18 protein-coding genes are annotated in these 13156 nt (G+C 33.0%); 5 read left to right on the top strand and 13 right to left on the bottom strand.

Translation table 11 applies throughout. The features are described 5' to 3' along the window. Positions 1-18: 18 nt before the first annotated feature. Positions 19-1032, bottom strand: a complete 1014-nt coding sequence (locus tag EW093_RS11795; protein WP_149568603.1) for a LysM peptidoglycan-binding domain-containing protein — start codon at positions 1030-1032, stop codon at positions 19-21. After that, entirely contained in the window at positions 1032-1463 is a 432-nt protein-coding gene (locus EW093_RS11790; protein ID WP_149568602.1) for an RrF2 family transcriptional regulator, read from the bottom strand. Before EW093_RS11790 ends, EW093_RS11795 begins: the two co-directional genes overlap by 1 nt. 106 nt (positions 1464-1569) lie before the next feature. Here EW093_RS11790 and EW093_RS11785 point away from each other — a divergent pair, with 106 nt between their 5' ends. Beyond that, positions 1570-2697: a DUF4932 domain-containing protein gene (locus EW093_RS11785; protein WP_149568601.1), complete on the top strand. Its 1128-nt coding sequence runs from the start codon at positions 1570-1572 to the stop codon at positions 2695-2697. On the opposite strand, the gene EW093_RS11780 is transcribed toward EW093_RS11785, so the two are convergent. The 3 genes from EW093_RS11780 to EW093_RS11770 are packed head-to-tail and all read right to left on the bottom strand — an operon-like array spanning position 2681 to position 5440. Next, entirely contained in the window at positions 2681-3157 is a 477-nt protein-coding gene (locus EW093_RS11780) for a CinA family protein (protein ID WP_149568600.1), read from the bottom strand. The two genes, EW093_RS11785 and EW093_RS11780, sit on opposite strands and share 17 nt — an antisense overlap. 31 nt (positions 3158-3188) lie before the next feature. Then, positions 3189-4082 carry an alpha/beta hydrolase gene (locus EW093_RS11775; protein WP_149568599.1) on the bottom strand — a complete coding sequence of 298 codons (894 nt, stop codon included), beginning with the start codon at positions 4080-4082 and terminating at the stop codon, positions 3189-3191. Next, a complete protein-coding gene (locus EW093_RS11770) occupies positions 4082-5440 on the bottom strand; it encodes an MFS transporter (protein ID WP_149568598.1) in 1359 nt (452 codons plus the stop codon). Before EW093_RS11770 ends, EW093_RS11775 begins: the two co-directional genes overlap by 1 nt. A 139-nt stretch (positions 5441-5579) precedes the next feature. Between EW093_RS11770 and EW093_RS11765 the strand changes: the two genes are divergently transcribed. Next, complete coding sequence (locus EW093_RS11765) at positions 5580-6185, top strand: TetR/AcrR family transcriptional regulator (RefSeq protein WP_149568597.1); 606 nt, start codon at positions 5580-5582, stop codon at positions 6183-6185. Between the two features lie 6 nt (positions 6186-6191). Here the strand turns inward: EW093_RS11765 and EW093_RS11760 are convergent, their stop codons facing one another. The 8 genes from EW093_RS11760 to EW093_RS11725 all read right to left on the bottom strand — a co-directional run bounded on the left by EW093_RS11760 (position 6192) and on the right by EW093_RS11725 (position 11175). Then, positions 6192-6638, bottom strand: a complete 447-nt coding sequence (locus EW093_RS11760; protein WP_149568596.1) for a hypothetical protein — start codon at positions 6636-6638, stop codon at positions 6192-6194. A gap of 99 nt (positions 6639-6737) precedes the next feature. Beyond that, the gene (locus EW093_RS11755) at positions 6738-6977 is read right to left on the bottom strand and encodes a hypothetical protein (protein WP_149568595.1); all 240 of its coding nucleotides are present in this window, start codon (positions 6975-6977) and stop codon (positions 6738-6740) included. Between the two features lie 14 nt (positions 6978-6991). Beyond that, on the bottom strand, positions 6992-7984 hold the full coding sequence (locus EW093_RS11750) for an ATP-binding cassette domain-containing protein (protein ID WP_149568594.1): 993 nt from the start codon (positions 7982-7984) through the stop codon (positions 6992-6994). Further along, complete coding sequence (locus EW093_RS11745) at positions 7981-8697, bottom strand: GTP-binding protein (protein ID WP_149568593.1); 717 nt, start codon at positions 8695-8697, stop codon at positions 7981-7983. Before EW093_RS11745 ends, EW093_RS11750 begins: the two co-directional genes overlap by 4 nt. Further along, positions 8694-9413 carry an ABC transporter substrate-binding protein gene (locus EW093_RS11740; RefSeq protein WP_246745108.1) on the bottom strand — a complete coding sequence of 240 codons (720 nt, stop codon included), beginning with the start codon at positions 9411-9413 and terminating at the stop codon, positions 8694-8696. The genes EW093_RS11745 and EW093_RS11740 overlap by 4 nt, the downstream gene beginning before the upstream one ends. Next, positions 9413-9919 carry a DUF1858 domain-containing protein gene (locus EW093_RS11735; protein ID WP_149568591.1) on the bottom strand — a complete coding sequence of 169 codons (507 nt, stop codon included), beginning with the start codon at positions 9917-9919 and terminating at the stop codon, positions 9413-9415. The genes EW093_RS11740 and EW093_RS11735 overlap by 1 nt, the downstream gene beginning before the upstream one ends. A gap of 748 nt (positions 9920-10667) precedes the next feature. Further along, positions 10668-10940: a type II toxin-antitoxin system RelE family toxin gene (locus tag EW093_RS11730; protein WP_149568590.1), complete on the bottom strand. Its 273-nt coding sequence runs from the start codon at positions 10938-10940 to the stop codon at positions 10668-10670. Continuing rightward, complete coding sequence (locus tag EW093_RS11725; RefSeq protein WP_149568589.1) at positions 10933-11175, bottom strand: CopG family transcriptional regulator; 243 nt, start codon at positions 11173-11175, stop codon at positions 10933-10935. The genes EW093_RS11730 and EW093_RS11725 overlap by 8 nt, the downstream gene beginning before the upstream one ends. A gap of 404 nt (positions 11176-11579) precedes the next feature. On the opposite strand from EW093_RS11725, the gene EW093_RS18115 reads away from it, so the two are divergent. From EW093_RS18115 to EW093_RS11710, 3 genes are all read left to right on the top strand, one after another. Continuing rightward, positions 11580-11831, top strand: a complete 252-nt coding sequence (locus EW093_RS18115; RefSeq protein WP_223111687.1) for a reverse transcriptase domain-containing protein — start codon at positions 11580-11582, stop codon at positions 11829-11831. Next, positions 11810-12454 carry an anaerobic carbon-monoxide dehydrogenase catalytic subunit gene (locus tag EW093_RS11715; protein WP_149568588.1) on the top strand — a complete coding sequence of 215 codons (645 nt, stop codon included), beginning with the start codon at positions 11810-11812 and terminating at the stop codon, positions 12452-12454. Before EW093_RS18115 ends, EW093_RS11715 begins: the two co-directional genes overlap by 22 nt. Positions 12455-12522: 68 nt before the next feature. Continuing rightward, positions 12523-13155 carry a 4Fe-4S binding protein gene (locus EW093_RS11710; RefSeq protein ID WP_149568587.1) on the top strand — a complete coding sequence of 211 codons (633 nt, stop codon included), beginning with the start codon at positions 12523-12525 and terminating at the stop codon, positions 13153-13155. The last annotated feature ends 1 nt before the right edge of the window (position 13156 follow it).

The following is a 13156-nucleotide window of genomic DNA, read 5'->3' as shown; positions in this document are numbered from 1 at the left end:
CCTATTTTATAAAAATATCTACTCAATTAACATTTTTTCCGTAAAGGCTCTAAATTTTTCTATAGATTCTTTATACGGTGTTCTATTATTACTAAAAAATCTATTTATTAACACTCTTTTTGAAGGGTATTCATAATAGAGTCTATAAAATACAACATTATTAAAATAGATGTAGGTTTCATCAACAGAGATCTGGAGTAAATAGGCCATAAATTCGTTATATACTAATTCGATATCCGATGTTTCATAATTCAAAAACTCCAGATATAAAATCCAAATTGTCTTTGCATCCTTAGATAAACTATTCCAAACACCCTTTGTATACTCTCTAAATTCAGGGGATGTAAAAAATAGACCATGAAAGGCCTCATGCCTTAAAATTGTCTTTCTATGGTTGTATAAACTCCCTCTAGAACATGAGATAATTGCTCCTGAGAGAGGAATGAATCTATTTTCTGATCTGCTTAAAATCCTATTTTTAAGGAGGATATCCAACAAAATATCCTCACCCCTGGTTAAATCTAAACCCTCATCACTTATCTTATTGAAAAAACGTGCTAAATCCTTTGCCCTATAATCATGGCCGTTCCACCCACGCTCTCCCTGTAATTCATCTAGGGAGTAGATATTTCCTATATAGTCTTTTTTCTCTATAAAAAAGGCTAATCGTTTAAAAAATAAGGATTGAAGGGAGTAATTTATAGTATCAAAAATTAAAACAGTGGGTACCTTATCCCATTTGTATATTTCGAAGGTTGGATTTGACCAGTTTGTGGTAGAATTATTCATAACCCTGGTTAAACTAGCTAGTTTTGGTTCACTATATTTATATGTTACTGGTACTTTTAATATCTGCCCAACAAAAAGATGGGGGACATTCTCTAACTTATTATCTTTAACTAAAATATCTTCTTGAACCTTAAACCTAACAGCAAGATCCCTTACATTATCATATCTTTTTACTTCATACTGAAAAAATGAATCAGGGAAAAGTGCTATAGGAAGTGTAAACAGAAGAAGTAATAATTTCATTATATATAGAACATATTGCTCTTTTTATCCTGTTCATTAATAATATCCCTTAAGGTTCTCTCAGAGAAGAAATTACTAATAACATTTGATAAATCACACCATATATTTGCTGTAGAGCAGAGGTTCTGCCTATCACATATATTTCCGTCGGTACACTCTACAACAGCACAACTTCCCTCTAGGGCTTCATATATACTTAATAGGGATATTTTACCACTCTCTGATGCGAGGCTATAACCACCTTTAGGTCCACGTTTTACAGTTACTAACCCATTTCTTTTAAGCATTTGTACTATTTTCTCTAAATATTTTAAGGAGAGTCCCTCTTTCTCTGCAATTTCTCCTAATTGAGTGGGCTCACCAGAAGTTTCATTTAAACCTAAATAGACCATCAGTCTAAACCCATATCGTGTTTTTGTAGATATATTCATTAAGCACCTCTAATACTATACTACATAATTGACTACCATATCGCAATATCAAGTTCAAAAAATAATATTCTTGACTATTTGCTTCTTCTTTAAAATAATTGGTTATATGAAGTTAAAGAAGTTAAGAGTTATTGTTATTTTAGTTCTAATTATAAGTTGTAAATCTAATGATAAAAAAGAGACGGATGCGGAATATATTACCAAAAGTACTATTATAAACTTTTCTGATTCTATTTACGGGGAGATAAATCCAAATATAGAACTACTCTCTGGAGTATTAGCCTATACAAGTTGGATAAAAATTAGAGGCCCGGAAACCGGTGGAAATAAGTACTTTAGAGATTTAAAAGAGTACCTTGATCCATATAAAAAACATGATGCTTTTAAAATAGCTGAAAAGTTAACAAGACGGGGGTTTACATATGATGCACCACCAAATCTCGCTCTTAGGCTAGGCCCTTTACCGGAGTTAGAAAATATTAATGGATATTCGGAGTATCTTATAGATAGGGCGTGGAACGAAGGAATCTTAGAGGATTTTCGACTAGCCCTAAGGGATCTTGCAATAGTCTCTAAATTTGATAAATTCTATAATAGTAATATAGAGAACTATAGTAACTACATAAATAGATCTATGAATGGGATGGAACCTGAAAAAATAACTAAATGGTTATCAAACTTTTATGGTTGGTCAGGTAGTGAGTTCCATTTAGTTTTTGCCCCGGCTATGTTTCCTGGGGGAGGTTATGGTTCTAGTATAGAGTTAGATAATAAACTAATTGTTAATCAGGTTCTTAGGGCTAGAGGAACAAGTCTAAATGAACCTATTTTACCTACAGGTCTAGACCTATCCTTTTTAACAATACATGAACTATCCCACTCATTTATAAATCCATCGAATGAAAAAATTAAAGAAATTTTTAACAATCAGGAGTTATTAGACATTTTTAATCCAGTTAAAGAGCTAATGGAAAAACAGGCATATCCTGAAGCCCCAATATTTTTTAATGAACTTTTAGTTAGAGCTGTAACACTTATTGCTCTAAAGGATATTTATAATATAGATGATAAAATATACAACAGACTCTTAGAAAGTGAGAAGGAGAGAGGATTCTACTTAATAAAGGAGAGTATTGATGAGTTAAACTCCTATAGAAAGATGAGGGAAATATACCCTCGTTTTGATAGTTATCTACCTATATATTATAAAAATATAACTATGATAGACGGCTAATTAAACCATAAATTGCTGTCTGGGTAGAGATTTTTATATTATCCTTTCTATTATTACCAAAGAGGAACTTTTTACTCTCTACCCCATTTGGTCCAGCCCATGCTATCCATACAGTCCCTACCGGTTTATCCTTAGAGCCACCACCAGGCCCGGCTACCCCAGATGTAGCTACAGCCCAATCGGTATTCATTAACCCCTTTACTCCTAGGGCCATCTGTTCTACAACTTCTTTACTAACTGCTCCAAAATCGATAATGTCTTTTATATTAACCCCTAGGACCCCTGTTTTAACACTATTATCATAGGAGACCACCCCACCATAAAAGTAGCTTGAAGAGCCTGGTATCTCTGTTATCTTGTGGGCAATATTTCCCCCGGTACAACTCTCTGCAGTGGAGAGGGTTAAGTTAGCTTTTCTTAACAACTCACCTAATATAATCTCTGGAATCTTATTATTCATAATTAATGATATGTAGTTCGAGTGATAATAGTCAAGCCTGATCTAAAAAGCTAGTGACAACCTTTATATACTCATCCCTATTCTGAGTATATGACTCAGCATGGTCACCATATTCAGCAATATAGAGATCCTTTACTCCCTTTTTCTTATGATATAACTCTTCACACATATTGTATTTTATATAGGTGTCCTTCCTAGAGTGAATAAATAGTGCCGGCCTTTCTATTTTATCTACAAAGTTTATAGGTGAAACATCTTTAAAAGAGAAGCCTGCCCTTAATTTAACAAATAGGTTGGTTAGGGGAATAATTATAAAACCTAAAAGTTGATACTCTACCCTTAACCTATATCTTAACTGCTTACCAAGGTTTGAAAAGGGACAGTCAAAAATATAGAAGTCTGCGTTATTATACTCCCCAGCTTGCTGTATAGCTATGGCGGAACCCATGGACTCCCCATGGATCCCCACCCGACAAGACGCTCCGTAGATTCTCTTTATATAGTTAAAAACACTGTTTAGATCATTTTTTTCATAATAACCATATCCTGAAAATTTTCCATCTAATGTATCACCGTGCCTTCTATGATCGAAAATAACCACATCCCAACCTAGTTGTAAAAAAAACATTCCATACTTTATAGATGATTTTCTATTAGTTGCCACTCCATGACTAAAAAGCATAACTTTATCGCTTTTATCCATGCCACTAAGAATTCTCTCTCCAGCTATTTTATAACCATATTGGGACTCTACAAGAATGTCCTCTTTTATATACTTATCATAATCAGCTTGTTTAAACTCTTTTTTTTCTGTAGCAACATCAAGAACATCTTGTATTGTTCGAGTCTCTATCTTAAGGACTTTATCGGAGAAAAAAATACCTAAAACAACTAAAATAGAGAGTATAAGTAGAAAAATAAGCATTACACTTTCAACCTTAAGACATTACTCTCTGTAATTATCTTTTTCTCATTATATTTAACAAAATATGTTCCAGCTACAAAACATAGAACAAAACCAACTAAACCACTTATTCTTATACCCAAGTCATCACCTGGATCCTTACCAAGGGATGTTAATGCTGCAAAAGTCAAAACACCAAAGGTTTGTCCAAATTTTTGCATTAAAGTTCTTGCTGCAAAAAACATACCCTCCTGATTAATTCCATTTTTTAAAGCGTCATGTTCAGCTATATCTGCTAATACAGCATTTGGTAAAACACCTAAAAAAGATAGGGGTATAGAGTATAAAACAACTACAAGGTAGGCCTGTAACTTCTCTGGTATTGCAACCTTACCCATAAAATATATAAAGAAGAAAATAAGACCCATAAAGAAAAAGGATCCAATAATAAGGGTTTTTTTACCAAACTTTTTAGCCAAGATGTTTACTAAAGGGTAGAATACAAAAGATACAACAATCATTAATGGCATTAAAAATCCCATAATCCCATCGGAGAGTCCTAATAATACTGTAATATAGTATAAGAGACCAGTCATAATAATAGTCAGCCCCATAAAGTAGGAGAAGTCAGCTACAACATAGTATTTAAAGCTTTTATTTTTAAATGTTCTTTTTAATGACTCAAATAGCGGTTCACTGGAGACTGTCCCAGAGACATACTTTCTCTCATTTAAAAATAGTGCTGGAACCAACATAAATATCATTGCAACAAAAGCTATCATTCCAATAGATACCTGAACTGCTGTAATTGGATTGTCAAAAGGTAAAATCTTTGCAATTGGCTGTACTAAGGATGCTATAACAATACCAATTGCATAAGTAACAGATATCCATGTTGATAGGTTTAGTTTTTCATTAGTGGTGTGGCCTAGTTCTGGTAGTAGAGCAAAAAACGGAGTAACATAACAAGTTAGAAATAGATAGAATAGAACCTGCATAAAAAATAACCAGACAATATTCAGGCTACTGACACCACTTACAATAGGAATAAACATTAGAGTACAAAAAATTGCTGCCGGGATCGCACCAAATGTCATAAATGGTACTCTTCGCCCTCTCTTCCCCTTCCACTTATCACTTAAGTTAGCAATTATAGGGTCAGTTACTGCATCAAAAATTCTACCACTTGCTGCAATTAAGGTTAGTGCATTTAGTACTACAAGAAATACTGCCTGGGTAATTCTTAGTGGAATCCCGGAACTAATTGGTGGTATATAAAAATATACTAACTGAAGACTTACAATATTAACTAGAATTGACCACCCTAGTTGACCTATTGAATAGATAAAAATCCCGCTTTTTGGTAACTTCTCACTCATAAAAACACATCCTTTCTTAATTATTAATGCCATTAATATAATTAATTTACTTAATATTCCACCCTCTTTGTAAATATGTCAAGTAATATTTAGAGTTTTATAGATTTACCAATAGTAATTCTTTTGTTATCCTAGTGGTATGGGTAAGATAAGCGATAAAAAACAGATTCAGAGAGGCAGAGTTAAAAAGTACTTTCTAGATGCAGCTATTGATATAATAAAAGAAGAGGGTCTAGAAAACCTAACAACTAAAAAAATTGGAGATAAAGCGGGTTACTCCTACGCTACAATCTATAACTATTTCCAAAACTTCAATGAGCTAGTATGTATATCAATGGTTGAGATGGCAAATGAGTGTGCAGATTATATTACAAAAAACCTTAAAGGGGATAACTTAAAGGATATCTGCTGTAATTTTTCCGATCTAATGGTTGAATTCAATGCAACAAATACCAATATATACTACCCATTTTTATCCACAAGTATAGATTATACCTACTTTGAAGATCAAAACAATAATCACTTTATTCATCCTGCTTACGAGATAATTTTAGATAAAATAAAGTCTAGTGATGAGTTTGTGGATAAAGAGAGTGAAGATATTGTAACCCTAATGGATATTTTTACATCAATATTTCACTCCGCTCTACATTTTTATATAATATTAGATAATCCAAAAAATATTGACGAGTTAAAGAAGGAAGTTAAAAAACAGGTATTGTTCATGCTTAATAACTACCTTTAATATTTATTAGATATCCTTTATTACACTTTTAATAACTTTATCAATATCCTTAAACAGTCCCTGAGAGTGTCTTGTTGCAGAGGATATTACATCTGGAATATTTTTTTCAGTTGCTTTATCCCATTGTCCAAAGGCATTTAGGATCTCTGGTAATCTCTTATTATTGTAAGATTTCTCATCTAAGAGATATATAGAATCGATTAGATAGCTCTTACCAACTTTAATAACTGTTATACAAACATCTGTTTTTAACTCTTTAATATAAGAAACTATAACAGCGCCACTTTGTCCATCTTTTTTAAACCTATATAAACTTTTTACCGATTTATTTGGTTTAGTAACTACTTCACCACTTACAGCACCCATTTTTTTTAATTGTTGTTTTACAAAGTCCTGGGAATAGATGTTAGCAGTAACTATTAACATAATAATTATTGTAAATACTTTTTTCATAACAATCTCCTTAAATTACATTTAAATACTAATTCATTTTTTATATTTCTACTATAAAAAGGGCTAAAAATGATTTAACCCCTTTTATACTTAACTAACTCAATAACCCTTACCTGCAGCTAATACATTATCAGCAGAGGATGCATGGCATGGGGTTACAGCGTAAACTACTCCACAATCACACTTTGACTCAAATGTTTTCATAACAAAGGCTTCTCCACACTCTTTACACTCTATAATAAGAGGTGTTGGCATAGACTCCCCTGAAAACCCCATCATTCTTACCTTATCTACTACCTGTTGTCCATTTGCAAATGAACCTGAACATCCTTCGTGCATCTATTAAAACTCCTCTATCTTAGTTTTTCTCCATGCCTTAGGGCATTTCGTAACTCGGCTTGTCTTTTATCTAAAACCTCAAGTTCGGATAGGATTTCCCTCTCCTTTTCTGATGTTTCTATTATTTTATCAATTCCACCATTTTTTATTACAACTCTTCTGTTCCCTAAAAGTGCTAGAGTTGGATCATGGGTTGCTAAAAGTACAATTTTATCCTCTGCTAACAGTAGATCTAACGCCCTCTTTCTATCGATCCCTGCATTCTCAATCTCATCTATTAGAATAACCGGGGATCTACTTAAGTGGGCAGTATCTGCAATCATAAGAGCTCTTGACTGTCCACCACTTAAACTTGTTATTGGAGTATCCTTAGAGAATCTCTCCCCTGCTAGATCATTGGCATTCTCAATAATTACTTTAACAGTCTCTTCAATATCTTCTATCATCCTACTCTCAGCATGAAGAGTTACAAACTCCTCTACACTTAGGTCCATTACAAAATTCATATTCTGACTTAACTGGGCTACTAACTTGTCGGAGATTGAGAACCTCCACTTACTATCTGGTTGTTCATTATTAACTAAAACCCTTCTATTAGTCGGGGTATCACACTGGGCAACCCACTCTATATCTCCTAAAAGTCTACTCTTCCCGGAACCAGTTGGTCCAACAATACAGACTATCTCCCCTTTTTTTAATTCAAGGCTTTTATAATTTTCTGGAGCTCCAGATTTATCTGTCCCTGGAAAAATTGTTATAGAGTGAACTTCTTCATCGTCATCTGATAAAAATGCAGACATCTGGTCAATAAACTCTTCTAAATTTTCCTCTAGTTGACCAATATTTATTGCAAGCTCTTCCTGCTCATCCTTATCTAATAGGTTAATTATCTCCCTTAAAGTTTTATCCTCATTTCCTAGAAAATTAATATTATTATCCTCTAAAAAACTGACTAAAAAGGGGTATTTCTCTAACAGTTGTTTAATTGTGTTATTACTTGGACTCAATGTTCTCCCCCTTTGTTATCATCCTTTTTTAGGTCTATTTTTCTAACATTACCCATTTGGTAACTCTCACCAATCCTGGTTTCACCTAAACAGTAGGAACATAGAGCTGATGGCATACTAAACCTTAGTTTTTTCCCTTTTAATGATACAACATCCTCCATACTCTCTGTTAGAAGTGTACTTAGTTCAAAACAGCCCTGACCTGTTAAACCATTTACATTTAATATAATAGCCTTAGGATTTACTGCCTGAACTCTAGAAGCAAATACTTCCCTCTCTGCCTGGCTTACAATATCTCCCTTTGTTATAACTACAATATCTGCGGTTTTTAACATTGGGCCGATCTTTTTAGGTGTATTTATACCAGAGAGATTATCTATTACACAGATCGCTTTTATATCCCTAATATATGGGGAACATCTATTACATAGACCTGCAGATTCTGATACTAAAAGGTCAAAATTATTCTCTAGCCCCCAGTCAACAACTGCTTCTATATTTGATACAAAGTAGTGGTCTGGACAGAGACTCCCTGATAACCCTTTTTTTACAGGAACTCCAGCTTTTCTATATAGAACATCATCATCTGTATAAAGACAGTCAAATTTTACTACTGCCGGTGTTATATCCCTCTTTCTTAGGGAGTCTATTGTTTTTAATATAACCGAGGTCTTCCCTGATGATGGAGGACCTGAAAATGTTACTAATTTCATATAACCGCCTTGTTAAATAGATCCATACAGATATTTATAATCTCTGTAATATCGTTGTTATATATAAAATCCCAACCTAAAAACCTAAATTTATTATCTTTTGGTATTCGGTTATCTATATTTGGATTAACTGATGGGAAGTATCCCTTATCCCGTAGAATTTCCCCCACACTCTCAGACTCAAAGTAGTGAACAATATCTTCTAATTCATTTTTTTTATCTTTTTTTGCTGCTATAAATACTGGACTTAAAATAGCACCATCTGTTGGCCAGACAACTTCTAGGGATGTCCCAGGGAATACCATTTTAGTAAAGAACCAAGGAAGGACAGTAACAGCTGGCTTATCCTCTGACTTCCCGCTATTTTTAACCATCTGTGCCGGGTGCATTGAGCTAAGCATATTTCTTCCTAAAGACTTAATTGCTTCTGACCCCTTCTCTTTATACAGTGTTAGAAGTACAGCATTAAATAGGTCTAAATCCTCTACTGGTAGTGCTATTGAATTAATAAAGTCATCTGATAGTAACTGATCCCATGTTTCGGGTCTTTTTCTACCATTTAACTCCTCGGTATTAACTAAAAAGATTGCAGGAACGCTGGCTAATATGGAGTAGTTTCCCTTAGGATCCTTTAGGTCTAATCCACTATAACAGCTATTAAAGCTATCTAGAGATGACATGTCGTGGAATAAACCCTGATCCCTATACTTTCCAATTAACTTTTTATCAAAAAAGAGTTCAAATCCTGCAGATATAAATAGGTCGGGGATTTCTGTTTCATCTTTAGCATCCCGTACCTCATCTTCAAGCCAAGAGATCCCCCTGAAGCGGACTTTAATCTATAATTAATTCCGTTTCCATGCTGTTTATAGTACTCTTTAGAAAATGTTTTAAAGCCATCAAGTAGGGGTATTTTTACAGGGCAAGGGAGTACTCCAGCTATATCGCAGGAGTTAGAGAAGTCATTAATCCCTTCTCCCTCATCTGCCATATCTTTTTTTTGATTTATAACCTCTTTTAAAAGTTGTAAAAATAGTTTTGAGTTTTTATTTTTGGATTTCATTGCCATATCCAAGGTTATGACACTACCCATAGTTTCTCTTTTTGAAGCTGTCTCCATTTGAGGAAAACCATTTGCAACAAAAAGATCTATTGTTTCAGGATACCTCTGGGTAATTGTAAAGAGTGTATCTGTTAGTTTAATTTCAATTTCGCTATTCATACCTACAGTATAGGATATTTAGTAATTAGTATCAGTAACAAATGATACAGGTTATATAGTTTATTTAAAAATATTTGGGGGTTACCCAGTAAACTGGGTCGTTCATTCACGGGCTACGCTATCGCTTCGAACCCAAGGTATGGGTTTTGCAAGCAACCCTACCAATCACTAACCTAATGTGTAAAGCTTCGCTTTATCTTTTGTTTTTATTAAAAGGATACAATTAGAACCTAGACATACGCCTAAACTACAATATTAGTATTCTTAATAGTCACCTCTATGATGGTTCAATCATTCGTCTCTTCAAATCATACCTGATTATAGTCATGCTATAACCTTTTCCAAAACGCTCGCCACCATGGCTCTTTACCACAGCATTTTTTGGTGGTTTGAAACCTACTCCTGTAAGCCGATTCCGATGGATCTACCCTCATCTGTTTTGTAGCATAGCTACTTATATATAAAGTATGCCTTCGTGGCACACTGACAAAGATTTTGTCAATTCCATGTTTTTATTATACCTCTATCTTTATACAATATTACTCCATGATTCGTCAGGAACCATAATATCTATTCTTAAGGTTTTATCAAAATCATCATAAAATTCTGTTACATAATTTTCATATTCAATATTTTCTAGAATCCTTTATTTCTGTTTTACTAGTATTAGGAAAATCATTTATTAATAATCCGACTACAATATATCCAGAATAATTATTTATGCCATTTATATTTTATAATTCAATAATTAATTATAAGCATCTTTTCTATGCTTTATATCGACAACAAATATCAGAATTTTATCTTCTTCTATTTTATAGAACAATCTATAATCCCCAATTCTATATCTATAGAATTCTGAAAATTCTCCCTTTAGTCTTTTGATATTGGGACCAAAATAGGGATTACGTTTAAGTATCGGATAAACATAAGTCTCTATCTTTTTGTATAACCTTTTATATTCTGATTTTTTTATTTTTTTAACGAAACTATTTGTTTCAGCAATTTTAAAATCATTCAATTATTCTATACTTCCCAGATTCAATTTCTTCATTTCCATTTTTAAGGTTTACAAGTAAATCCTTATCGTTAAGGATTTCATCCATTTCTTTATCAGAAATAAAGCTTTCTTCTGCTAAATAAGCCATGGTTGCGTATTCAATAAAGTTTGAAATTGACCTTCTTTCCCCAGTTGCTGCATTTTTAATTAAATTATATGTGTTATCATCAATTCTCATGGTTACTGTTTTAGCCATATAAATACTCCTATTTATTCTTTATTATTCATTCTTATTCTATTATACATCTTTATATTCTGATTAGGCAATTTGTTAGTTTAAGTTTTGTTCATTTTTCTTTACTTTGCATAAGAAACAATTAGAGTTTTAATGATATATACTGAAAAAGTACATTTAACGATGCTATGATAGAAAGTTGGAAATGGTAATCTAAATTCCTCAGGTGATGGAAACCAGAATTCCCCACTTTAGATAAAAAAGAGCTTCCAAGTTTGAAGACCGAAGCTCTTTTAAAATTCCAAACAAATGAATGACCATTTGATACTTTATTATCGGGTAAATTTAAAACTTCTTAAAGAAGAAGGAAAAAAATTTAAATGGATAAAACCTCCAGAATGTCCAGCATGTAAAAGCATACATCTCTGGGTCCACAAGGTGGATCGATATCAAGCCTATATGCTAATATTGCATTAGATGGTCTTGAAAAGATTATTCAGGATAAATATCACAGAAACTCAAAAGGTAATATAGGGAACCACTTTAAAGCAAAGATGAAAGTCAATCTTATTAGATATGCTGATGACTTCATAATTACTGCAAATACGAAAGAAATTGCAGAAGATTTGAAAAACATCGTCAGTGACTTTCTTAAATTGAAGGTATCAAATATATAAATAATGATGATTTCTCTGAAATTATAGCTCAAACTTTAGAACTACCAGATGCAGAAGGATTTGATTCTGACGAAACGGTTATGACAGGCCATAGCTTTAAAACTATTTTATCTCTGGCTCTTCAAATTCTCGATGCTGTAGACAAAGGCCAGATCAAAAATTTCTTTGTTATTGCTGGTTGTGATGCTCCAGGTAAAGATGGAGAATACTTTAGAGAACTTGCATCAAGACTACCAGAAACGACAGTATTGTTAACTTCAAGTTGTGGTAAGTTCCGGTTTAATGATATTGATTTTGGAAATGTCCCTGGAACAGAAATTCCACGTTACCTTGATTTAGGACAGTGTAATGACAGCTATGGGGCTGTTGAGATTGCTCTTGCTTTAAGTGATGCACTTAAAACTCCTGTAAATGAGTTACCAATCAACATACAACTAATGTGGATGGAGCAGAAAGCTGTTATAATATTATTAGGATTATTTAGTCTGGGAATTCAAAATATCAAAATTGGTCCTAAGCAGGCACAATTCTTCAATGATGATATTGTTAATTTCCTTGTAGATAAGTTCAATATTAGTTACACAACCAATGTTGATGATGATTGGGGTGATAAAATTAATTAGCCTACCGTGATATATATCACACAGTAATCTTTCAATAGCGCATATAATTGTTATATTGGAGGATTGCTATGAAATTAAAAGCCATTAATCAATTACGAACAGTAATTGAAGTATTTTTTCTAGTTTTTTTTATAGGTCTAACTATAAATAACAAACTTCAGTTATGGTTTGGAATCTTTCTTATTGGGACAATACTTTCGACTATTATAGGTAGATATTATTGTGGTTGGATCTGCCCAATGAATACTCTATTCAGGCCTATAGATTTTATTTACAGAAAATTTAAAATAAAACGGTTGAAGCCTCCCGTTATACTATCTAAAACCTGGTTAAGGTATCTTTTTCTGATTTTATTTGTTGTATCAATGGTAGCTGTAAGAGTGATTCATATAAAAATAAATATACTACTCTATGTTGTTATTCTATCAGTTTTTATAACACTTTTTATAGAAGAGTCTTTCTGGCACAAAGCGGTATGTCCATTTGGAACCATTCTATCATTAACATCACGAAAGTCCACAATATCAATGAATATAGATGAAAACAACTGCATAAGTTGTGGTAAATGCCAAAAAGTCTGTCCATCTGAATCTATATCAACAAAGGAAAATAAAAAGCGATTTAATCTTAAGCAGGAGTGCCTTATGTGCTACCAGTGCATTGAAGCATGTCCAGTTAAGGTTTGTAATATTACAAAATAAA

The organism is Thiospirochaeta perfilievii, from assembly GCF_008329945.1.
In the GTDB taxonomy this organism is placed as follows: domain Bacteria; phylum Spirochaetota; class Spirochaetia; order DSM-2461; family DSM-2461; genus Thiospirochaeta; species Thiospirochaeta perfilievii.
This window is presented reverse-complemented; position numbering and strand designations above follow the sequence as displayed.